Origin of the sequence: Marinomonas sp. S3726 (genome assembly GCF_000967665.1) — a bacterium.
Classification (GTDB): Bacteria; Pseudomonadota; Gammaproteobacteria; order Pseudomonadales; family Marinomonadaceae; genus Marinomonas.
In genome coordinates this window covers 100,132-122,649 of sequence record NZ_JXYC01000018.1, presented here as the reverse complement: position 1 = coordinate 122,649, position 22,518 = coordinate 100,132, and the positions used below count along the sequence as shown (strand labels likewise).

Here is a 22,518-nt window from a genome sequence, read left to right as displayed (position 1 = left end):
TTGCTGAATTTTATTGAGGATTAGTTATGAAACGCATAGTTGTAGTAGGTGGAGGCGCCGGTGGCCTTGAGCTTGTTACCAGATTGGGGCACAAGTTTGGTAAAACACGGCAAGCCGAAATCATTCTAATAGATAAAAGTCGTACTCATATATGGAAGCCTTTATTGCATGAAGTTGCGACAGGGTCTCTAGATATCAATACTGACGGCATTAGCTATCGTGCGCATTCAGCAAAACATTACTATCAGTTTCAACTTGGTTGTATGAATGGTATGGATGCTTCTAGAAAAGTGATCAAACTAGATGCATTGAATGATGATGAAGGGCATGAACTCTTGCCAGAAAGAGAGCTTAGCTACGATATTGTCGTATTAGCCATTGGTAGTGTGAGCAATGACTTTGGTACTCCAGGCGTTGCTGAAAACTGCTACTTCTTAGACTCTCATAAACAAGCTGAGCGCTTCCAACAAGCGCTATTGAATCAGTTCTTACGTATACAACAAGGAACGGATGAAGAGAACTTAAAACTCTCAATTGTAGGTGGCGGTGCGACAGGCGTTGAGTTATCGGCTGAGCTTTACCATGTTGCTGATCTGTTAAAAGCGTATGGTATGCCTGCCGTTTCAGCTAAACGTTTAGAAGTGGAGTTAATTGAAGCTGGTCAGCGCATTCTTCCAGCGTTACCTGATCGGATTGCAAATAGCGCCAGATCAGAACTGTCTCGTCTTGGTGTAAAGGTATCTGAATCAAAACGCATTATTCGTGCGGAAAAAGAAGGCTTCATTACAGCTGATGAAACCCTTATTAATGCGGATATGATGATTTGGGCAGCTGGTGTGAAAGCACCTGATTTTGTTGCACAACTAGAGGGGTTTGAAACAAACCGGAATAACCAAATTCTAGTTAGGCCAAGTTTACAGTCTCAGTCTTTCGATAATGTGTATGTGATTGGTGATTGTTGTGCTTGTGTGCAACCTGATGGTAGTTTTGTGCCACCAAGAGCTCAGTCTGCTCACCAGATGGCAAGCATGGTATTTAAAAATATCCAAGCCAGCTTCAGAGGAGAGCCGCTGCAAGATTATCTTTATAGAGACCATGGTTCTTTAGTGAACTTAAGCCGTTATAGTACGGTTGGAAGCTTAATGGGGAATTTGACAGCAGGCTCTATGTTTGTAGAAGGGCGTATTGCACGCTTAGTATATGTGTCTTTATACCGATTACACCTCATAGCTATTCATGGGTGGACGAAAGCCATGATAATCATGGCCGCTCAGAAAATTGGTAAAGTGGTTAAGCCTAAAATGAAACTTCATTAAAGGCTGATTCTCACCTATCTAAATTTCGTTTATTTAAATAAATACGAGGTAACTTTTTTACCTCGTATTTATCTTCCAACGCTTGCTATTGCTGCTTCTTCAATGGTTTCTTCCTCATCCATTTGCTTACTCTTACAATGGATTTTGATACTTTCTCTCTGACGATCATGCTTATTTGATTGAGCGTGATCATTAACGACATCGGCGATAACGCAGGTATTAGCAAATAAACTGATAATCCCACCGTGTGCATTGACTGACGCTTTATATTGACCACCTGGAAGGCTTGGTGGCAGAGGACATAATTTGATATCAAAATTTAGAGCGAACTGAAAAGTATCGTCAGAAGTATTTAATGCAATTAAAGTCTCGTGATTTTCAAAAGTCCGAATAAAAATCAAACTCTTGTCATCGCTATGTATAAACTTGATATCACCAGAAATGAGCTCGGGCCTTAATTTGCGGAAATGCAAAAAATCCTGATAAGCCGTTAAAGTTGAGCCCGAGTCATCTTCTTGTTTAGTGACATTGTTATCTATATGTTCGGCCGAAACGGGGAGCCAAGGTGTTGTTGAGGAAAAACCGCCATTTTTTGAACCACTCCAAGGAATTGGGGTGCGACAGCCGTCTCGACCTTTAAACTCTGGCCAAAAGGCGATACCAAAAGGATCAACTAATTGCTCGAAAGTAAGCTTGGCTTCTTTTAAACCTAATTCCTCACCTTGATACAAACAAATACTGCCGCGTAGGCACAAAAGCATAAGCATGAAAATCTTTGCTTGATTAGGATCTTGATGCCCTGATCCCCAGCGGCTAGCAACACGTTCTACATCATGGTTGCCAATTGACCAGCAAGGCCAGCCATCACCAAGAGCGTGTTCTATTGTCTCTATGGTGTGGCGGATATGATTCATTGAATTGTCTTTGGTTAAAAGATCGAAGGAGTAACACATGTGAAGCTTGTCTTGACCTTGGGTGTATTCAGCCATGGTTTTTAATGAAAAGTCACAGCCGACTTCGCCAACTGTTGTTGTACCTGGGTATTGATCCAATAAAGTCCGTAACCTTTTTAAAAAGCTGATATTAATAGGTTGAGACTTATCATAAAGGTGAAGTTGATAAGCGTAAGGATTATCAGGACGAACACCTATTCCGCCTTCTTCTATGATTTCTCTTGCAGGATTATCTTTCAATTCAATGTCATGATAATAAAAGTTGGCCGTATCTAATCTGAATCCATCTACTCCACGCTTAAGCCAAAACTCAACGGTATCAAGAAGGGCGTCAACAACATCAGGGTTATGGAAGTTTAAATCAGGCTGACTATCTAGAAAATTATGTAGGTAGTATTGACGGCGGCGGCTATCCCAATGCCATGCTGGGCCACCAAAAACGGACAGCCAATTATTGGGAACACTGCCATCTGGTTTTGGGTCATGCCAAACATACCAATCTTGTTTGTCATTGGTTTTATCTTTACGAGACTCTGTGAACCAAGGGTGAGCATCAGAGCTATGATTTAAAACTTGATCAATGATAATTTTAAGCCCAAGGGAATGCGCTTTAGCAACTAGATTATCAAAATCAGTTAATGTGCCAAACATAGGATCGACATCGCAATAATTGCTAACATCATAGCCAAAGTCTTTCATGGGTGAGGTGAAAAAAGGAGATAGCCAAACAGCATCCACGCCTAGGCTTGCAATGTAATCAAGTTTTTGTGTGACACCTTGTAGGTCACCTATACCATCATTATTAGAGTCAAAAAAGCTTCTTGGATAAACTTGGTAAATTACGCAACCACGCCACCATTGTGTATTCAATTCATTCATTTCTCTTATCCCTAAATCATGATGTAAATAATATATTGATAGTAAAAACCGAGTTTGTTTACGAATTAAGACGCATTATGAGCTTTAACGCAAATTCGTCTTCAGCTAGGGTGTCTGTGAATAAGGTCTCCCATATCAGCATATGCTACAAGCGACTAGATTTATGGCGCAGAGCGCAACTTAGGAGTGACTTTATTGATAAGGCCCTAAAGATAATAGTAGCGCTTTTAGAAAATCAACTTCGGGTCTTCAAGAATACTTAAACGGTATTCATAGAAAATAACACCCTGCCTTGTCACTTTTCGAAAGGTAGCTAGATTAAGTCAAAGTTTTACTTTTTTGAGAAAACTGAGCAGGGGTGGCTTAATCGCTACTTCCTTCATAAAAACACTATAAATTTAAATTATTACTAAGATTAGATTAGTTGTGCCGCCCTTGATGGGGTAAAATAATCTATTAATCGTCTGTTACATTCATCAAGTGTTCTTAACCAAAAGTACAAGATGATTGCCTTGTTTGGAAAACATTATGTTCTCAGCCCGCTCACGTCATATTGCTTGGCCCTTATTTAATTTCTATTTCTTTTTTTGCGCCATGATAGGTGTGTTTATGCCTTATATGTCTGTGTACTTTAAGTCGATAGGGTTTAATGGCACGCAGACTGGCCAACTACTTTCGCTGGTGACACTGTCTACAATTGTCGCACCGCATTTTTGGGGTTGGTTAACAAACACTTTAGGTTTACCTAAAAGGGCTCTGCAAATAGCGGTTATTGGTGCTTGCATCATGGCTATCTGTATGAACTTTGTTGAAAGTTATCAGGCTTTTTGGTGGATAATGCTGTTATATGCTGTCTTTTTTTCTGCCTTAACACCACTCAGTGATACTTTAACTTTGCGAAGTATTCGCAACCTTAATGTACCTTATACAAGAATACGTGTCGGGGGCTCGATCGGTTTTATCGTTGCCGTAACTTTTGCTGGTTATCTGATTGAATCATTCGGACCGGTTGTTATTTTACCGAGTTTGACGGCTTTCTTACTTATCGCTGTACTGACAAGTTTTTATATATATGAGCAACCAATAGACACCAATATTAAAAAGAATAAAGGCGACTTTGTTAATCTGATTAAAAATAGAGAAGTCATTTTCTTTTTGATTCTCGCATTTTTATCTTTTATGGCTCATGCACCATTTAACGTGTTTTTTGCTGTGCATTTAACGAATGCAGGCTTTAGTGGTGATCAAGTTGGGCTATTAATTGCCTTTGGTGTTTTAGTAGAGATCTTTGTTTTTATTTTCTTAGGAAATTTTTTCGCACGGCTTAATGTTGTATACCTAATCGCATTCTGTTTTATTTCTGGAATAGTGCGCTGGTATTTAATTGCTTGGTACGCAGACAATGTGATGATTGCACTTTTTACTCAATTGCTGCACTGCATTACTTTTGCCACTTTCCATATGGTATCTATCGCTCAGATAAATCGATTATTCCCAGAGCAATATGCTGCTCAAGGACAAGCTATGTATAGTGGCTTTGCAATTGGTTTAGGTGGTGGTGTTGGTATGGTTGGTTCAGGGTATCTATGGGATTGGTTTGGCGGGGAATGGACTTTTGCCGCAGCATCAATCGTAAGTCTCATTGCCCTGATTGTATTGATTATTAGCCAAAGAGTGCGTTAACTATCATGACCATGAGATATCTCTTTTTCCAGTAAAGACATCATGGCAGCAGCGCTACGACTTAATGTTCTTTGTTTGTGATAAATTACACCTAGTCGCCTTTCTAGAATGAGGTCATTGGCAGCAAGTACCTTATGATGTTGATTTACTAAAGTTGAAGGGAGTAAAGACCAACCCCAACCAATGGAAACTAGCATGGTCAGCGTATCAAAATTGTTGGTACTCATTCTGACATTGGGTTTTAAACCCTGGCTCCCCAGCACCTTATCTACCATCTGTCTGGTAAAAGTATTTTGATCTGGTAATACACAAGGCATACTAGCCAATGCTTCTATATTAACTTCTTGGTTTGTTTTACTTTCATTGTTTGCCAGTTCGTGATCTTGTCCAACAACTAACATGAGAGGGTCTGACCAAATGGGTATCGACTCTATCATTGGATTTTCATCGTTCGATAGGGTAATGACGGCAATTTCTGTGTCACCCTTTAATACTTGTTGGTAAGCATCTTCTGATTGCGTGAAATCAATTTCGATTAATACATTTGGGTAATCATTCTGATATTGCTTCAGCGCTTTAGGTAGCCTGTGTAAGCCAATATGATGACTTGTCGCCATTTTTAATTCGCCGGTTATGACTTCATCTTGAGTTGTTAAACTTCGTTTAATATCACGAATGTCAGCAGCAATCTTTTTAGCTTTGGGTAATAGTTGATGGCCAGCTTCTGTCAGTTGTATCTGGCGACCAATACGATCAAAAAGCTTTAGCTCTAAACTGGCTTCTAAAGCGGCAATGCGTTTACTAACTGCCGGTTGAGTGACAAAGAGTTGTTCTGCAGCATCAGAAAATGAGGCGGTTTCTGCAACCTTTATAAAAGTCAGTAATTCTGAGATTTCCATTTGTCTATTTTCCCGAGTTCAGAGAGTCAAAATGCCAATTGAATTTGTCAATTTTGGTTTGATGTGTTCATAAATTAATCATTAATTCATCTATTCCAAAAAATAATCCAAAATATGAAAAATATGAATTTGAGTAATTTAGACATAAGCAGTAGGATTACGCAATCAGTTATGCAGGAGAGAATTCAATGTCAACGAAAACCTTATATGACAAGTTATGGGACCAACATCTTGTTAAGCAAAGAGATGATGGTAGTGCGTTAATTTATATCGACTTACAGCTTCTACATGAAGTGACATCACCACAGGCTTTTGAAGGTTTACGTATGGCAAACCGTAAGCCTTGGCGTATCAGTGGTAACTTAGCTACTCCTGACCATAATGTTCCGACTACTAAGAATGAGCGTCGTGAAGGGGTTAATGGTATTGCTGATCCTGTATCCAAGATTCAGGTAGTTACATTAGATGAAAACTGTGATGAATTTGGTATTACTGAATTCAATATGATGGATGAACGTCAAGGTATTGTGCATGTTGTTGGGCCAGAACAAGGTGCGACATTACCTGGAATGACAGTGGTATGTGGCGATTCGCATACTTCGACCCATGGTGCATTTGGTGCATTAGCCCATGGTATCGGTACTTCTGAGGTTGAGCATGTTTTAGCAACTCAATGTTTAGTTCAGAAAAAGAATAAAAACATGTTAGTTCGAGTGGATGGCGAACTATCACCTTATGTTTCTGCAAAAGATGTTGTACTTGCCATTATTGGTGAAATTGGTACGGCTGGTGGTACAGGTTATGCTATCGAATTTGGCGGTACAGGTATCCAAAGTCTTTCTATGGAAGGCCGTATGACCGTCTGTAATATGGCAATTGAAGCCGGTGCACGAGTTGGTCTAATTGCAGTAGACCAAACAACAATCGATTATGTTGAAGGTCGTCCATATGCGCCAAAAGGTGAGCAGTGGGATCAAGCTGTTGAAGCATGGAAAGATCTTGTGTCTGATGAAGGCGCACATTTTGATAATGTTGTTGTTCTTAAGGCTGAAGATATTAAACCTCAAGTTACTTGGGGTACATCACCAGAAATGGTTATCGCAATCGATCAAGCCATTCCACGCTCTGAAGATCAAACTGATCCAGTGTTAAAAGAAGGTTATGCACGTGCATGGAAATACATGGGGTTAGAAGGGAAGTCAGTATTGGCTGACATTACCTTAGACCGTGTTTTCATCGGTTCTTGTACTAACTCTCGTATCGAAGATCTACGTATTGCAGCAGAAGTTGTTAAAGGTCGCCAAGTAGCAGAAAGCTTGAAACAGGCAATTGTTGTACCTGGTTCTGGTTTGGTTAAAGCGCAAGCAGAAGCTGAAGGTTTAGATGAAATCTTTACCCAAGCTGGTCTTGAATGGCGTGAGCCAGGTTGCTCAATGTGTCTTGCTATGAATGCTGATAAGTTAGGTAACGGTGAACATTGTGCTTCAACATCAAACCGTAACTTTGAAGGTCGTCAAGGCTTTGGTGGACGTACGCACTTGGTGAGTCCTGCTATGGCAGCTGCCGCAGCAATTGCTGGCCACTTTGTTGACGTTAATGAATTAGTAAAACACTAGGAGACAATTATGCGCGCTTTTACACAACACCAAGGCATAGTTGCCCCATTAGATTTAGCGAATGTTGATACGGATATGATCATTCCAAAACAGTTCCTAAAATCTATCAAAAGAACGGGTTTTGGTAAGAACTTGTTTGATGAATTACGTTATGAAGATGAAGGTCAGCCTGATCAAGAATGTACAGGGCGTCCATTGCGTGAAGACTTTGTGCTAAACCAAGCCAAATATGCAGGCTCAAGTGTTTTACTAGCCCGCCGTAACTTTGGTTGTGGTTCATCTCGTGAACATGCACCTTGGGCCTTAGATGACTACGGTTTTAGAGTTGTCATTGCTCCAAGTTTTGCTGATATCTTCTTCAATAACTGCTTTAAAAATGGCCTTTTGCCAATCCAGCTTAGTGAAGAAAATGTAGAGCAATTATTTCAAGAAGTTGCTAACGAAGATGGTTATGCATTGTCTATTGATCTTGAAGCCCAAACAGTTACTACACCGTCTGGTACAAGCTTTAGCTTTGACGTAGATGATTTTAGAAAGCACTGCTTGTTGAATGGTTTAGATGATATTGGTTTAACACTACAGGACCAAGATGCGATTAAATCTTACGAAGCAGAGCGCCAGCAATCAGCTCCATGGTTGTTTGCAAACAAAGGTTAATTAAATTTATTTAAAGCGTCCATAGGGCGCTTTTAGGGAATGATTATGTCTAAAAATATTCTAATTTTGCCAGGTGATGGCATAGGTCCAGAAATTGTTGCACAAGCGGTTCGTGTACTTGATCATGTAAATGACGCTTTTTCATTAAATTTGACTCATGAAACAGCTCTAGTGGGTGGATCAGCTTACGATGAAACAGGGTCTCCGCTGCCAGAAGTGACATTAGACAAAGCTAAAGCCGCTGATGCTATATTGCTTGGCGCTGTAGGTGGTCCTAAGTGGGATGGTTTAGACATGGCTGTTCGACCTGAAAAGGGTCTACTAGGTTTACGTTCAAATCTAGAGCTTTTTGCTAACTACCGCCCTGCGATTTTGTACCCTCAACTAGCTGAAGCATCTAGCTTAAAACCTGAAATTGTTGCTGGCTTGGATATTTTAATTGTACGTGAATTAACAGGTGGCATTTACTTCGGTCAACCTCGTGGTATCCGTACTTTAGAAAATGGTGAACGCGAAGGATATAACACCTACGTTTACTCTGAATCTGAAATTCGTCGTATCGCTCATTCTGCTTTTGAAGCTGCTCGTCAACGCGGTAAACGTGTGTGTTCAATTGATAAATCTAACGTACTTGAAGTGACAGTACTTTGGAAAGAAATCATGGAAGAAGTTGCAAAAGAGTACCCAGATGTCGAATTAAGCCATATGCTAGTAGATAATGCTGCAATGCAGCTTGTTAAGGCCCCAAAACAGTTTGATGTAATGGTCACTGGCAACATGTTTGGTGATATCCTATCTGATGCCGCTGCTATGCTAACTGGCTCTATCGGTATGCTTCCATCAGCGTCATTGAATTCTAAAGGTCAAGGCATGTATGAACCTTGCCATGGCTCTGCACCAGATATCGCAGGCCAAGGTGTTGCAAACCCATTGGCGACGATTTTATCTGTTGCTATGATGTTGCGTTATTCACTAAATGAGAAGCAAGCTGCTGACGCTATTGAAGCGGCGGTAAGTAATGTATTAGACCAAGGCCTTCGTACGGGTGATATTGCCTCTGAAGGTTGTACAACAGTTGGTACACAAGCAATGGGTGACGCAGTACTTGCGGCACTATCCGCCTAGGGATTTAAAAACAGTCGTTTTTAATAATGGTAAAAAGACCATTTGGGTATTGTTAAGCAATACCCACTATAGGCATAAACGGGTTAATACTGCTCTTGGTATGAGTGGGCCCATCACAAAAAGGTAATAAAAATGTCAAAACTTACAGTTGGTTTAGTTGGTTGGCGCGGAATGGTTGGTTCTGTGTTGATGCAAAGAATGCAAGAAGAAAGAGACTTTGATCTAATTGATCCTGTTTTCTTCACCACATCACAAAAAGGTCAAGCAGGCCCTGATATTGGAAAAGACATTCCATTATTGCAGGATGCTATGAGTATTGAAGACCTTCAAAAAATGGACGTTATTATTTCATGCCAGGGTGGTGATTATACTAAAGCTGTTTTCGGGCCTTTGCGCGAAGCCGGTTGGAAAGGTTATTGGATTGATGCTGCTTCTTCTTTGCGAATGAAAGATGACGCCATTATCGTACTTGATCCTGTCAATAAAGACGTTATTCAAAACGGTCTTAAAGATGGTGTTAATACCTTTGTTGGTGGTAACTGTACTGTAAGTTTAATGATGCTTGCTCTTGGTGGTTTGTTTGAAAAAGGTCATATCGAATGGATGACTTCAATGACTTATCAAGCAGCCTCTGGTGGTGGTGCACGTCATATGCGTGAATTGATCAATCAAATGGGTCAACTTAAGCATAGCGTTTCTGATCAATTACAAGATCCTGCTAGTGCAATTTTGGATATTGACCGACAAGTTACTCAAACAATGCGTTCTAAAGAAATGCCGACAGATCAGTTTGGTGTGCCTTTAGCGGGTAGTTTGATTCCTTGGATTGATAGCCAACTTGAAAATGGCCAAAGCCGTGAAGAGTGGAAAGCACAAGCTGAAACTAACAAGATTTTAGGTAATTCTGGTGCGCCAATTCCTGTAGATGGTTTATGTGTTCGTATCGGTGCAATGCGATCTCACAGCCAGGCTTTCACTATCAAGCTGAACCAAGATATCCCTGTTTCAGATATTGAAGGCATGCTAGCTCAGCATAATGATTGGGTAAAAGTTGTACCTAATGATAAAGAACTAACAATGGCACAATTAACACCAACAGCAGCGACTGGCACACTAGATATTCCAGTAGGCCGAATTCGCAAACTTAATATGGGGCCTGAGTACATCAGTGCTTTCTCTGTTGGCGACCAATTGCTTTGGGGTGCTGCTGAACCATTAAGAAGAATGCTTCGTATTGTGTTAGAAGCTTAATTTTCTTATTTTAAAAAGAAAGCCAATTAGTTGATTCTAGTTGGCTTTTTTTATATCTCAAATTTCTTCGAGACACTTTTAAAAAATACTTTTAATCTCTAAAACTGTCCAATAAATGCAAATTTGCCTCCTATAATGAAAAAGTAAATTTTATTAAGGGAGAGTGTATGGTGCTTGAAAGGAGCATATACATATCGCAATTCGTCCTATTATCTGGACTCGCTTTATTTATAGGCAACCCCGCAGTTGCTGAAGTTGATAGCGAAGAGTTTGAGTTGTTAGATGATAGTGGTTCTGTAACGCTAGCCGAAAGTATTGAGCCGAAAGATAATATTGACGTTGTGATAAACGCCGCAGATAAAGATGGCGAAGCTTTAGATGAACCTCTAGTGGAAGAGGGGGTATACCAAATAAAGTTTGGTGGATGGTCTGATCACTATATATCCGGTAATGCATCGAATTATGACTTCAATGAAAGTCATGAAGGTTTGGGTTTTGCCTATTCGTACTATGACGAAACAAGTGAGCGCTTTTTCAATGGTTACAATTATGAGTTTTGGTATATGAAAGACTCATTTTACAAAGATAATATTCAAGCCAGTTATGGGATTTTTCATCGGAAATTACTAGATAATTGGGGGGTTAAAAGCATTGATGTAGGGATCAACTTTGCTGCGATTAGCAGAAGTACAGCAGATATTGATACAAATACAGCCGAGCTTAAAAACCATGAAAGACTTCATACTTTGATGCTTATTCCTTCGTTAAGCGTCTATACCAAATATAAGTTCCATCTAGATTTTGTGTTTTTACCTGCGATTCCAAATGTCTCTGACTATAGTGTACTTTTCTTTAGAGCTGGCTTTAATCTATAAATTAGCGGCCTTGCAAAGATAGGTGTGCGCCATTCTATTTTTTGTGCCAGCTTAAGGGCTAATTAGTAGATGAGGTCTTTTGCTTCTCCTTTTGTTCTTGTTTAGTTTAAATAAATGAAGGACAGCCAAGGTTCAGGTACGTATAATCAAAATGTATACATTTGCATGTAGCATACTCTTTATTATCCCATATAGGTTTTTATCATTTTGGCAGAACTAAGGCTGTTTTTTAGCTATGTATTAGTGCATAAGTACTCATATTTACTGGGTATTGCCTTCTTATTTTCGACAAACTGGCTCGCGGTTAATATTCCAATTTATATTGGTAATAGCATTGATATCCTGACAAAGGTGACATTAGACCAGTATGATTTACTGGTTTCGAATATTTATTATGTTATTGGTTTTGCTTTACTGATGATGCTAAGCCGTACCATTTCTAGAATGTTGTTTTTTAATCCGGGACGATTGGTCGAAAAGGAAATTAAAAATGACGCTTTTACTAAGCTTACCCAGCTGCAACAAGGGTTTTACCAAAAAAATCCTGTCGGTGGTCTTATTTCAATCGTAAATAACGACATTAATGGTATTCGTGCTATGGCTGGTGTTGGCATGATGAATATTTTTAACATCATGTTTACCTTGTCTATGACACCGTTAAAAATGTGGCAGATCTCACCAAGTTTAACCCTTTATTGCTTAGCGCCCATCATATTGTCATTTTTTATCGTTAATCATGCCATTAATAAAATGCGCCAATTACTAAAAGAAAGAATGCATCACCTTCAGTCATTATCGACTCAGACAGTGAATTATCTAAATGGCGTAGAGGTGATTAAGTCTCATCAAATACAGCCTTGGGTTGTTGATAAATTTGATGAAGATAACCAAGCTGTTTTAGATCTCTCTATCAGGCAACTTCGCATTCGTAGCTTTTTTATTCCTTTACTGGAGTACACAGATGCGGGCGTAAAAATATTAATCTTGTCTTTGGGCGGATTAATGCTAATCAGGTCAGAGTTAACTTTAGGGCAGTTAACCGCCTTTCTAACTTATGCTGCACTATTTGCTATGCCTATGATGTCTCTTGGAAGGTTGATTGCCACGATACAAATGGGGTTAGTTAGCCTTAAAAGTATGTCTAGAATTTTATCTGAAGAAACGAAAATTGATGAAGGTTTGAATAAGTCAGCTGAGTTCAAAGAAGTCATCAAGGTGAGAAATTTAAATTTCTCCTATCCTGATCTCTCTATACCTTCCACAGAAGAAAGTGATAAAGCCAAAAAGCAAATACTTAAAAATATTAACTTTGAAATCTTTAAAGGAGAGAAAGTTGCTTTATTAGGTCGAGTTGGTAGCGGTAAGACAACCTTAGTGAATTGCCTTAACCACTTTAATGAAGTCGATAAAGCGTCGATTTATATTGATGATATAGATATTACTAAAATCACTAAACAAGCGCTTAGGCAGCTTGTAAGAACGGTAACTCAAGACCCTTTTCTATTCTCAGATACCTTAAAAAATAATATTGAATTTGGGGCTGAAGAGCAAAAAATCAAACAGCCAATTAATCAAGTGTTAAAGCAAAGTGCAATGGCACAAGAAGTTCAAAACTTTAGCCAAGGTTTAGAAACGATAGTAGGGGAGAAAGGGATTCTATTATCGGGTGGTCAAAAGCAGCGGATCAGTTTAGCGCGTGGTATCTATACCCATAGTGAGCTTTTGATTTTAGATAATGTGCTATCAGCTGTAGATAATGAGACCGAAAGGTTCTTGTTAAACCAGCTATTAAGTAAAGAGAACGAATTAAGTTGTTTGATTGTGTCTCATAGACAGGCGGTTCTTGAAAGAGTGGATAAAATTCTAGTTATGGAAGAAGGTGAAATTCTGGCAATTGGTAGTCATGCAAACCTGATGCAGGAATCTGAATTTTATAGGAACACTTGGCAATCATTACAAACAGAAGAAAATGTTGGAGCTGCCCTTGTCTAAATATAGCTGGTTAGGGGCTTTTGCGCACTTCCTGCCTTTTATTAAAGCCTATCGAAAAGATTATTTTTTAGGGCTTTTGCCTGTACCCATTTCGGTATTTTGCAATATTGCGTTTCCTTGGCTGATTATTCAAATTATTGACCAGCAATTGGTTTTGAAGCAGTGGGAAGGAATGAGTTATTGGACAAGCCTTATTGTGCTTGTTCTTATCTGTAATTATTTATCAAGTTCTTTCTATAACTACTTTGTTCAAAAAGCCGCTTTGCAAACGATTACCGATATACGTAAGGACCTTTTCGATCGAGTTTTGCATTTTCCGAAATCATTTTACGATAAAACCCCAATGGGAAGTGTATTGACACGAATCACTAGTGATCTAGAGGCGATTACTGAGTCTCTAGCGTCTGGGGTTCTGGCGATGGTTAAGGATGTTCTAGTTACCATTGCACTCTTTATTTTCTTAGCCAGTATTAGTTGGAAACTAACATTGCTGACTTTGATTATTGCGCCACCTATGTATTGGATTACAAGTCGTTTGAGACGTAGCCTGCAAAAGTCTCATCTTGGGTCTAGGCGTGTTTTGTCGAAAAGTACGGGGTATTTGCAAGAAAGCTTACAGGGGATTAAAACGGTTCAGTTATACAATGCTGAGAGTGAGAGCCAAAGCAAATATCAAGGTTTTACTAAGATTTTCTTTAAGCATCAGTCTAAATCTAACTTGATTGATGCAAGTCTTTTTTCGATTATTGAAGGCATTACAACCATTAGTATGGGCCTTATTATTTGGTATGGTGCGAATGAAATTCTGTTAACCTCATTGTCAGTGGGGGTCTTAATTGGCTTTATACAAACACTAGATAAAATATTTGTACCTATCCGTGATTTCACTTCGCAAATCGCCTCTATTCAAAGAGCTGTTGCCGCTTTAAACAATATAGAAGGGCTTTATCTACAAGAAACTGAATCATCCAATAATAAAGTGACAACTTCAGAAGAAGGGTTTAATGGACGTGAGTTTCAAAACCTAGTTTTTGACAATGTTTTTTTCAGGTACAAACAGGATATGCCATATGTGTTAAACGGAGTATCTTTTAACTTGAATAAAGGTGAGAAAATAGCGCTTGTCGGTAGCACTGGTTCGGGTAAGTCAACCATTATCCGCCTTTTAACGAAAGTCTATGTTGGTTATGAGGGCAGCATTAAACTTAACGGATTTGAACTAAAAGATATCAATAAAAACCAATTAATGGACTTTTATTCTTTGATGCAGCAGGAAGTGTACCTTTTTAACGAAAGCATCGAATTTAATATTTCCTTAGCAAGAAATAATATCAGCCTTGATAAGGTCAAAGAAGCTGCTGAATATGTATTTGCAGATGGTTTTATTCGTTCATTACCTAGCGATTATCAATTTCAAATTACAGATAATGGTGGCAACTTATCAGCTGGTCAAGGTCAGTTAATTGCGTTCGCAAGAGCAATGGCAACACAAAGCCATCTTGTGTTACTGGACGAGGCTACAAGCTCAATCGATTCAGTTACAGAACAGATGATTCAAAAGGCAATTGAGCAGGTTTTTAAAGAGAAAACCCTTATCGCAATTGCTCATAGATTAAGTACTATTCAAAACTCGGATCAGATTCTGGTGCTAGACAAAGGTAAGGTAATAGAAGTCGGTGACCATAAGAGCTTAGTTAAGTTAGGAGGAACCTACGCAAATTTGGTAAATGCTGAGAAAAAATAAAATTACATTATTTGAAGATTTCTTTCATTATTCGAGCTAGATATCATTCCATTATGTTCTATATTTCTAGAGAGTCATTCGGCTTTTAATCAAATGATTAAAAGGATTGTTATCTTTGGAAAAATGGACTTAGCCATGCGCAAAATTTTCAATAAAAAGCTTCATCGCTATACTCTTGTGATTAGCATATCTCTATTTTGTGCTTTGATTTTTCTACAGGTAAGGGAATCAAAGCTTGGAACCTCATTTTTTGGGAATGAAAGTCCTGTTCTCGATAATATTTATCAAGGTTTGACTAGCTCGCCGCTGCTTAGTAGTTTTTTAATGGCGATTTTAGGCTTTTTTATTGTCTCAAACGTGATATTTAGCTTGTTTGAAAAGCAAATTATCCCTGTGTTTGGTTTTCGTTCTGTTGATCAAAGTAGTGAGGCAAATATAGCCACCAAGACTAAGTTGAATCATGGTATCCCATCTGGTCAAAGTGAACCCAACCTACCATTAAACTCAAGTCTTTCTATTTTTGATGCGGTAATAAAATGTGAACTAAGTCGGCTTGAAGATGAAGTGTCAAGACTTAAGGTGAATGCAACCTCTATTGCTCAAACAAACCAAGTCATTGATAGTTTAATGGTTAGGATTAATACAATTATTCTTGATACGCAAAAGAATATTGATAACTTTCACGTTAATGTTCCAGCAGCACAAACATTACTTAAAGAATTAGACTTATTATCAATAAAGGCAGATACCTTAACGAAGGAGATAGCAAAAGCTATCGACAAATTACTTTTGGAAACAGATAAAAGAACAGCAAAGGTAAATAGCATAATTAGCCAAGTATTATTGGTGCCAAAAGATGGACAGATACCCGAAATTAATGATTATCTAAATGATTTTGATGGTGCTAGTAAATTGACGAATGAGCTGGCGTTAGAGCAAGCTGAGATAGCCCAAGATGTTAAAATGAAGCTAAACGAGTTGAGTGATATTGCTAAAGAGACTAATTTAAAGTCTCAATGCATAGTGAATTCGATGCGTGATATATCAAACACTAAACAAGAACATGAATCTAAAGCTACCAATATTGACGGCCATTAAACGAAAGTTGAGAATGAAATCTTAAATAGGTTTCCTAGACAAGAGCTTATCTGTAAAATAAACGCCTTTCTATGTATATGAATAGGGCAGAATAATGGGTAGAGCCTACCAAAACCGTAAAGAGTCCATGGCAAAAACATCTGATGCCAAGGCAAAAGTTTATAGTAAATACGGACGTGAAATTTATGTATGTGCGAAATCGGGCGGTATAGACCCAAATGGTAACCTTTCTTTGCGCGGTTTGATTGAGCGAGCAAAAAAAGATCAGGTGCCAACACATGTTATTGATAAAGCCATAGATAAAGCAAAAGGTGGCGGTGGTGAAGATTTTGATACCGCACGATATGAAGGTTTTGGTCCTGGTGGCTGTATGGTCATTATTGATTGTCTAACAGATAACCCTAATCGTACCTTTGGTGATGTTAGAACCTGCTTTAACAAGGTTAAATGTAAAATCGGAACTCAAGGTAGTGCGAGTCATATGTTTGACCATAGCGCTATTTTGTCCTTTGCTTGCGATGATGAAGAAGCTGTACTTGATGCGCTCATGATGGCTGATGTTGATGTTGCTGATATTGAAAACGAAGAAGGTAAAGTGACTGTCTTCGCTCCTAATACGGATTACTTCAAAGCAAAAACCGCATTACTTGAAACTTTTGGTGAAATTGAGTTTGATGTAGATGAAATCCAGTTTTTACCACAAACGGTTTCTCCGATTGCTGAAGATGCGATGGAAAACTTTGAGCGTTTTGTTGATATGCTAAATGACTTAGATGATGTTCAAAACATTTATCATAATGTAGAACTTTAATTTTTGAGTTATTAGAAATAAAAAAACCAGCTTCTGCTGGTTTTTTTATTTTTCATTTTAATTAATTTCTGCGCCAAGTATGGAAGCGTTTTAGCCATGACATCGTTTTTTCTGGAATGTGAGCTCGTTTCCACTCGCCAGCCGCATACTTGTTTGCTTCAGCCATAGTTGGGTAGATATGTATTGTTCCAAGTATCTTATTAAGCCCTAAGCCATACTTCATTGCTTGAACATATTCAGCGATAAGATCTCCGGCGTGGTTGCCGACAATTGTCACACCTAAAATTTTGTCTTTTCCAGGTACTGTGAGCACTTTCACAAAGCCATCTGTTTGACGATCTGCAATGGCTCGGTCTAGTTCTTCTAAATCAAATTTAACGATCTCATATGGGATTTCCTGTGCTTTGGCTTCATCTTCACTTAGTCCCACTCTTGCAACTTCTGGGTCGGTAAAGGTTGCCCAAGGAATAACACGATAGTCGACAGCAAACTTTTTAAGGCTACCGAATAAAGCGTTGACGGCCGCAAACCAAGCTTGATGGGCGGCAGTATGTGTAAATTGATAAGAGCCAATAACATCACCGACACCAAATATATTTGGAATATTTGTTCTTAAGTAATCATCGACTACTAATGCGCCGTTAGCTGTCGTTTCAACGCCTAACTCTTCAAGACCTAATCCTTTAGTGTTTGGCGTTCTACCGACAGCAATTAAAAGGTTATCAAAAGGAACTCTTACTATCTGGTCATTGTGTTTGCATAGCAAGATTTTTTCATCACCTTCAAGAATCACTTCACTTGCTTCATGTAAAGTTAATAGGTTAACGCCTTCATTTTTAAACTTATTTGTTACCCATAATGATGCGTCATCATCCTCACGCGGTAGGATTCTTGGGCCTCTTTCAATCTGCGTTACCTCAGCACCTAAACGATTAAATGACTGGGTAAGCTCACTCCCAATAGGGCCTCCACCTAGGATAATAAGACGCCCTGGGTTTTCACGTATAGACCAAATAGTGTCACTAGTATGGTAGTTAACAAGTTCCAGCCCTTTTATATTTGGGATGAAAGGTCTTGCACCCGTTGCTATTACGATATTTTTAGTTGTAATTACCTTACCATCAATTTCAACTTCGTAAGGTGAGATTATTTTTGCTGTGGCAGCGATGCATTCGACCCCAAGGCCTTCATAGCGTTCTATAGAGTCGTGTGGTTCAACCTGTTTGATAACCTTGTCTATGCCTTCAAACACTTGGTTAAAGTCGATACTAACAGATTCTGTATTAACCCCTAGATGACTCGCATCTCTTACTTCTTGGGCTGCATGAGCAGAACGAATTAAAGCCTTACTTGGCACGCAGCCGGTATTTAGGCAGTCACCACCCATTTTATGCTTTTCGATTAATGCTACTTTTGCTTTCACTGCAGCGCCGATATAAGTACTCACTAGACCGCCTGCACCTGCACCAATTGCGACTAAATTATAATCATATTTTTTGGGCTTTTTAAAATGGGCGAAGGCTTTACGGGATTTAATTGCTTCAACATTTTTTTTAGCCGCAATCGGTAAAATACCTAATAGGGCAAATGACAAGAATAAATCAAAGGATAAAATGCCAGATAAACTGTCAATTTTAGCAAGTTGAGTACCCGCATTTACAAATACGGCAGTGCCAGCAAGCATGCCAATCTGACTAACAAGATAGAAAGTTTTTGTTTTTATCGTAGTCAAACCCATTAATAGGTTAATAACAAAAAATGGGAAAGCAGGTACCAATCGCAATGTAAATAAATAGAAAGCACCGTCCTTTTCAATGCCTTTATTAAAGGCCCTTAATTGATTCGAGAATTTAGTTTGGACGGCGTCTTTAAATAGGTATCTTGATGCAAGAAAGGCTAGAGTGGCACCGATCGAACTTGCAAAAGAAGCAATGAGTAAACCTTGATATAAACCAAAGATAGCACCAGCAGCTAAGGTTAATATTGCTGCACCTGGTAAGGACAATGCTGTAATTAAAACATAAGACAAGAAGAAGCCTGCTGCAATGAGAAAGGCATGCTCTTGCTTAAGTTGTGAAAAATAATCCTGTTGAGATTTTAGAGCATCAAGATTTAAATATTGCTGTATATCAAAAATAACGAAAACAGACACCATGATGGCAAAGAGTAAGAGGATTAGAAGTTTGCTTTTTTTCATGTAGGTTCCTGAAAGTAATCAATGAGATATAGCGTAAATGCTGAGTGCAATTTTACATTTTTTTTACATAACCTTTATGACTATGGCAAAGTAAACAAGTTCAAATTATGTTTGTTAAAGCAAAATAAATTAACCTTTTCATCAAAATGAAACATAAAGAGCAAAAAGAATTTAAAAAATGGGTTGAAATTGTGCCTTATAAACCATAGGTTATTAGTAACAGCATTGAAAAGGAGCAAATGGTAAGCAAAGTAAGTTTTAGTTAAATAGAAAAAGGAAATAGATTATATGTATACACTTAATATCAGTGGTCACCATGTAACATCAGGCCAAGAAGTCCAATCTCTAGTTAAAGATAAGATGGATAGTTTAAGTAAAATTAATCATCAAATTACGACAATTAAAGTCATACTCAATTCCGAAAAACATGAAACAAATAAACTAATTGTTGAAGCCAGCGTTCATATTCCTGGCCATGACCTATTTGCTACCGTTAAAACAGATAAACAAATTAGCCCAGCACTAGATATGTTAGTTGCAAAGCTAGAAAAACAACTTACCAAATACAAGGCCAGACACAGTGTCGGTAAAGTACATAAAAGCAATGCCAAAGATCACGAGTCATTATTTGAACGTGAATATCAAGCAGAATTTAACGAACTTGTTGAGAGGGAAGTGCTTCAATAAGCTTCTGTAAAAAAGTGAAAGCCCCTTATTAGGGGCTTTTTTATGCCTGCATATAAATGCTAGATGTAAAAAAGGCCTCATAAGAGGCCTTTTTTATCGATCTGTGTTAATTATTGCGCAGCATCTGTTGCGATAACAGAAGAGGCTTTCTTAACGTATTCACCCATTTTATCAAAGTTCAAATAAGTGTAGATCTCTGAAGACATGCTGTTAATTTTATCAGCATAAGTTAAATATTCTTCAGGAGTCGGTAGCTTGCCTAGTAGTGACGCTACAGATGCTAGTTCAGCTGATGCTAGGAATACATCTGCACCTGTACCTAAACGGTTAGGGAAGTTACGTGTAGACGTTGAAACTACGGTTGCTTTGTCTGCAACACGCGCTTGGTTACCCATACATAGTGAGCATCCAGGCATTTCCATGCGAGCACCGGCTTTACCAAAGATACTGTAATAACCTTCAGCAGTTAATTGTTCAGCGTCCATTTTAGTTGGTGGTGAAACCCATAGGCGAGTAGGAACAACAGTACCTGCTGCTTCTAGAAGCTTACCAGCTGCACGGAAGTGGCCAATGTTAGTCATACAAGAACCGATGAAAACTTCATCAATTTTTTGACCAACGCACGATGAAAGTAAACGAGCATCATCAGGGTCATTTGGAGCACAAACGATTGGTTCTTTAATGTCATTTAGATCAATTTCGATGATAGTGTGGTACTCAGCATCGGCATCAGCACGCATCAATTGTGGGTTAGCTAACCATTCTTCCATTGCATTCGCACGACGCTCTAGCGTACGTGGATCGCCATAACCTTCAGAAATCATCCAGCGTAGCATAACGATGTTTGATTTAAGGTAATTAGCAACTGATTCTTCAGAAAGGTTGATAGTACAACCCGCAGCAGAACGTTCAGCAGATGCGTCAGATAATTCGAATGCTTGCTCAGCAGTTAGATCTTCAAGGCCTTCAATTTCAAGAATTCGGCCAGAGAAAACATTTTTCTTACCTTTCTTCTCAACAGTCAGATGACCTTCTTGGATAGCTTGATAAGGGATTGCGTGTACTAGGTCACGTAGTGTGATACCTGGTTGCATTTTACCTTTAAAGCGAACCAATACAGATTCAGGCATATCTAACGGCATAACACCTGTCGCTGCAGCAAAAGCTACTAGGCCAGAACCAGCAGGGAAGGAAATACCTAGAGGGAAACGAGTGTGAGAGTCACCACCAGTACCAACAGTATCTGGTAGTAGCATACGGTTTAACCAAGAGTGGATAATACCGTCACCTGGGCGTAAGGAAACACCACCACGTGTCATGATGAAATCTGGAAGTGTGTGGTGAGTTTTAACGTCTACAGGTTTTGGATATGCTGCTGTATGACAGAAAGACTGCATAACAAGGTCAGAAGAGAAGCCTAGGCAAGCAAGGTCCTTCAGTTCATCACGAGTCATTGGGCCAGTTGTATCTTGAGATCCAACAGTTGTCATCTTAGGTTCACAGTAAACGCCAGCGCGGATACCTTCAACGCCACACGCTTTACCAACCATTTTTTGTGCTAGCGTGTAACCTTTACCAGAATCTTCTTTAGCGACAGGTGTTTTGAATAAATCAGTTTCACCAAGGCCTAAAGATTCGCGTGCTTTAGTCGTTAATCCACGACCGATAATAAGAGGAATACGGCCGCCAGCACGAACTTCATCAAGAATCACGTTAGTTTTTAGTTCAAACTCAGTGATTACATCATCAGTGCCTGCTTTCTTGATAACGCCTTCGTATGGATAAACGTCAATAACGTCGCCCATATTTAAATCTTCAACGTTAGCTTCGATAGGTAGTGCGCCTGCATCTTCCATAGTGTTGAAAAAGATAGGTGCTATTTTGCTACCAATACATAAGCCGCCAGCACGTTTGTTAGGGATGAAAGGAATATCATCACCCATGTGCCATAGAACAGAGTTAGTTGCAGATTTACGGCTTGAGCCAGTACCAACAACATCACCAACATAAGCTAATGGAATGCCATCATCTTTAAGTTCGTTGATTTGTTTAATTGGTCCTAAAGTACCATCATCGTCAGGATTGATACCTTCACGTTCCATTTTCAACATAGCGTTGGCATGTAATGGAATATCAGGGCGAGACCAAGCGTCTGGTGCTGGAGATAAGTCGTCAGTGTTTGTTTCGCCAGTAACTTTAAATACTTTAACCGTTACTTTTTCAGCTGGAGCTGGTTTAGATGTAAACCATTCACCGGCAGCCCAAGATTCAAGGATTTGAGTGGCGAATGCGTTTCCAGCTTTTGATTTTTCTTCAACGTCATGGAAAGCGTCAAACATTAGCAAAGTGTGAGATAGTGCTTTAACAGCAATTGGCGCTAGTGTGTCATTTTCTAGGCAAGCAATCAGTGGTTGAATGTTATAACCACCCAGCATTGTACCAAGCAATTCAGTTGCAAGCTCTGCAGAAACAAGAGGTGATTCAACTTCGCCTGTTGTGATTGCCGCTAAAAAACCTGCTTTTACGTAAGCCGCTTGGTCAACACCAGCGGGAATACGATTAGTAAGAAGATCAACGATAAATTCTTCTTCGCCCTTAGGTGGATTTTTCAATAATTCAACTAATGCAGCAGTTTGTTCTGCATCAAGTGCAAGTGGTGGAATACCTTCTAATGCACGTTCTTCAACATGTTTACGATATGCTTCTAACAAAATAAATCCCCTTAGTTTTCGACA

The 22,518-nt window shown here is 39.0% G+C and carries 16 protein-coding genes; 12 read left to right on the top strand and 4 right to left on the bottom strand.

Annotated elements, in window-relative coordinates; genetic code table 11:
- The first annotated feature begins 26 nt into the window (after positions 1-26).
- Complete coding sequence (locus tag TW85_RS15180; RefSeq protein WP_046017987.1) at positions 27-1,316, top strand: NAD(P)/FAD-dependent oxidoreductase; 1,290 nt, start codon at positions 27-29, stop codon at positions 1,314-1,316.
- Between the two features lie 68 nt (positions 1,317-1,384).
- On the opposite strand, the gene TW85_RS15175 is transcribed toward TW85_RS15180, so the two are convergent.
- Complete coding sequence (locus tag TW85_RS15175; protein WP_046017986.1) at positions 1,385-3,148, bottom strand: alpha-amylase family glycosyl hydrolase; 1,764 nt, start codon at positions 3,146-3,148, stop codon at positions 1,385-1,387.
- Between the two features lie 528 nt (positions 3,149-3,676).
- Here TW85_RS15175 and TW85_RS15170 point away from each other — a divergent pair.
- Complete coding sequence (locus tag TW85_RS15170; RefSeq protein WP_046017985.1) at positions 3,677-4,831, top strand: MFS transporter; 1,155 nt, start codon at positions 3,677-3,679, stop codon at positions 4,829-4,831.
- Here TW85_RS15170 and TW85_RS15165 read toward each other — a convergent pair.
- Entirely contained in the window at positions 4,828-5,730 is a 903-nt protein-coding gene (locus TW85_RS15165) for a LysR family transcriptional regulator (protein ID WP_046017984.1), read from the bottom strand. The two genes, TW85_RS15170 and TW85_RS15165, sit on opposite strands and share 4 nt — an antisense overlap.
- Positions 5,731-5,918: 188 nt before the next feature.
- Here TW85_RS15165 and leuC point away from each other — a divergent pair, with 188 nt between their 5' ends.
- The 9 genes from leuC to TW85_RS15120 all read left to right on the top strand — a co-directional run bounded on the left by leuC (position 5,919) and on the right by TW85_RS15120 (position 16,899).
- Positions 5,919-7,346, top strand: coding sequence for a 3-isopropylmalate dehydratase large subunit (gene leuC / locus TW85_RS15160; protein ID WP_046017983.1), 1,428 nt, complete (start codon positions 5,919-5,921; stop codon positions 7,344-7,346).
- A gap of 9 nt (positions 7,347-7,355) precedes the next feature.
- The gene (gene leuD, locus TW85_RS15155; protein ID WP_046017982.1) at positions 7,356-8,003 is read left to right on the top strand and encodes a 3-isopropylmalate dehydratase small subunit; all 648 of its coding nucleotides are present in this window, start codon (positions 7,356-7,358) and stop codon (positions 8,001-8,003) included.
- Positions 8,004-8,048: 45 nt separating this feature from the next.
- Positions 8,049-9,128, top strand: a complete 1,080-nt coding sequence (gene leuB / locus TW85_RS15150; RefSeq protein WP_046017981.1) for a 3-isopropylmalate dehydrogenase — start codon at positions 8,049-8,051, stop codon at positions 9,126-9,128.
- A 132-nt stretch (positions 9,129-9,260) separates the two neighbouring features.
- Positions 9,261-10,379, top strand: a complete 1,119-nt coding sequence (gene asd / locus TW85_RS15145; RefSeq protein WP_046017980.1) for an aspartate-semialdehyde dehydrogenase — start codon at positions 9,261-9,263, stop codon at positions 10,377-10,379.
- A gap of 167 nt (positions 10,380-10,546) precedes the next feature.
- Positions 10,547-11,254: a hypothetical protein gene (locus TW85_RS15140; RefSeq protein ID WP_046017979.1), complete on the top strand. Its 708-nt coding sequence runs from the start codon at positions 10,547-10,549 to the stop codon at positions 11,252-11,254.
- 207 nt (positions 11,255-11,461) lie between these two features.
- Complete coding sequence (locus TW85_RS15135) at positions 11,462-13,246, top strand: ABC transporter ATP-binding protein (protein ID WP_046017978.1); 1,785 nt, start codon at positions 11,462-11,464, stop codon at positions 13,244-13,246.
- On the top strand, positions 13,239-14,990 hold the full coding sequence (locus TW85_RS15130) for an ABC transporter ATP-binding protein (protein ID WP_238326226.1): 1,752 nt from the start codon (positions 13,239-13,241) through the stop codon (positions 14,988-14,990). Before TW85_RS15135 ends, TW85_RS15130 begins: the two co-directional genes overlap by 8 nt.
- A 135-nt stretch (positions 14,991-15,125) precedes the next feature.
- Entirely contained in the window at positions 15,126-16,088 is a 963-nt protein-coding gene (locus TW85_RS15125; RefSeq protein WP_157196959.1) for a hypothetical protein, read from the top strand.
- Positions 16,089-16,182: 94 nt separating this feature from the next.
- Entirely contained in the window at positions 16,183-16,899 is a 717-nt protein-coding gene (locus TW85_RS15120) for a YebC/PmpR family DNA-binding transcriptional regulator (RefSeq protein WP_046017975.1), read from the top strand.
- A 61-nt stretch (positions 16,900-16,960) separates the two neighbouring features.
- Here TW85_RS15120 and TW85_RS15115 read toward each other — a convergent pair whose 3' ends face one another.
- Entirely contained in the window at positions 16,961-19,096 is a 2,136-nt protein-coding gene (locus tag TW85_RS15115; RefSeq protein ID WP_046017974.1) for an FAD-dependent oxidoreductase, read from the bottom strand.
- Positions 19,097-19,384: 288 nt separating this feature from the next.
- On the opposite strand from TW85_RS15115, the gene raiA reads away from it, so the two are divergent.
- The gene (raiA, locus tag TW85_RS15110; protein ID WP_046017973.1) at positions 19,385-19,783 is read left to right on the top strand and encodes a ribosome-associated translation inhibitor RaiA; all 399 of its coding nucleotides are present in this window, start codon (positions 19,385-19,387) and stop codon (positions 19,781-19,783) included.
- A 110-nt stretch (positions 19,784-19,893) separates the two neighbouring features.
- On the opposite strand, the gene acnB is transcribed toward raiA, so the two are convergent.
- The gene (gene acnB / locus TW85_RS15105; RefSeq protein ID WP_046017972.1) at positions 19,894-22,494 is read right to left on the bottom strand and encodes a bifunctional aconitate hydratase 2/2-methylisocitrate dehydratase; all 2,601 of its coding nucleotides are present in this window, start codon (positions 22,492-22,494) and stop codon (positions 19,894-19,896) included.
- Positions 22,495-22,518 lie beyond the last annotated feature (24 nt).

Excerpts from the sequence above, each read along its gene's own strand:
- TW85_RS15180 (WP_046017987.1), top strand. The coding sequence starts at position 27 with ATGAAACGCATAGTTGTAGTAGGTGGAGGCGCCGGTGGCCTTGAGCTT.
- TW85_RS15175 (WP_046017986.1), bottom strand. The coding sequence starts at position 3,148 with ATGAATGAATTGAATACACAATGGTGGCGTGGTTGCGTAATTTACCAA.
- TW85_RS15170 (WP_046017985.1), top strand. The coding sequence starts at position 3,677 with ATGTTCTCAGCCCGCTCACGTCATATTGCTTGGCCCTTATTTAATTTC.
- TW85_RS15165 (WP_046017984.1), bottom strand. The coding sequence starts at position 5,730 with ATGGAAATCTCAGAATTACTGACTTTTATAAAGGTTGCAGAAACCGCC.
- leuC (WP_046017983.1), top strand. The coding sequence starts at position 5,919 with ATGTCAACGAAAACCTTATATGACAAGTTATGGGACCAACATCTTGTT.
- leuD (WP_046017982.1), top strand. The coding sequence starts at position 7,356 with ATGCGCGCTTTTACACAACACCAAGGCATAGTTGCCCCATTAGATTTA.
- leuB (WP_046017981.1), top strand. The coding sequence starts at position 8,049 with ATGTCTAAAAATATTCTAATTTTGCCAGGTGATGGCATAGGTCCAGAA.
- asd (WP_046017980.1), top strand. The coding sequence starts at position 9,261 with ATGTCAAAACTTACAGTTGGTTTAGTTGGTTGGCGCGGAATGGTTGGT.
- TW85_RS15140 (WP_046017979.1), top strand. The coding sequence starts at position 10,547 with ATGGTGCTTGAAAGGAGCATATACATATCGCAATTCGTCCTATTATCT.
- TW85_RS15125 (WP_157196959.1), top strand. The coding sequence starts at position 15,126 with ATGCGCAAAATTTTCAATAAAAAGCTTCATCGCTATACTCTTGTGATT.
- TW85_RS15120 (WP_046017975.1), top strand. The coding sequence starts at position 16,183 with ATGGGTAGAGCCTACCAAAACCGTAAAGAGTCCATGGCAAAAACATCT.
- TW85_RS15115 (WP_046017974.1), bottom strand. The coding sequence starts at position 19,096 with ATGAAAAAAAGCAAACTTCTAATCCTCTTACTCTTTGCCATCATGGTG.
- raiA (WP_046017973.1), top strand. The coding sequence starts at position 19,385 with ATGTATACACTTAATATCAGTGGTCACCATGTAACATCAGGCCAAGAA.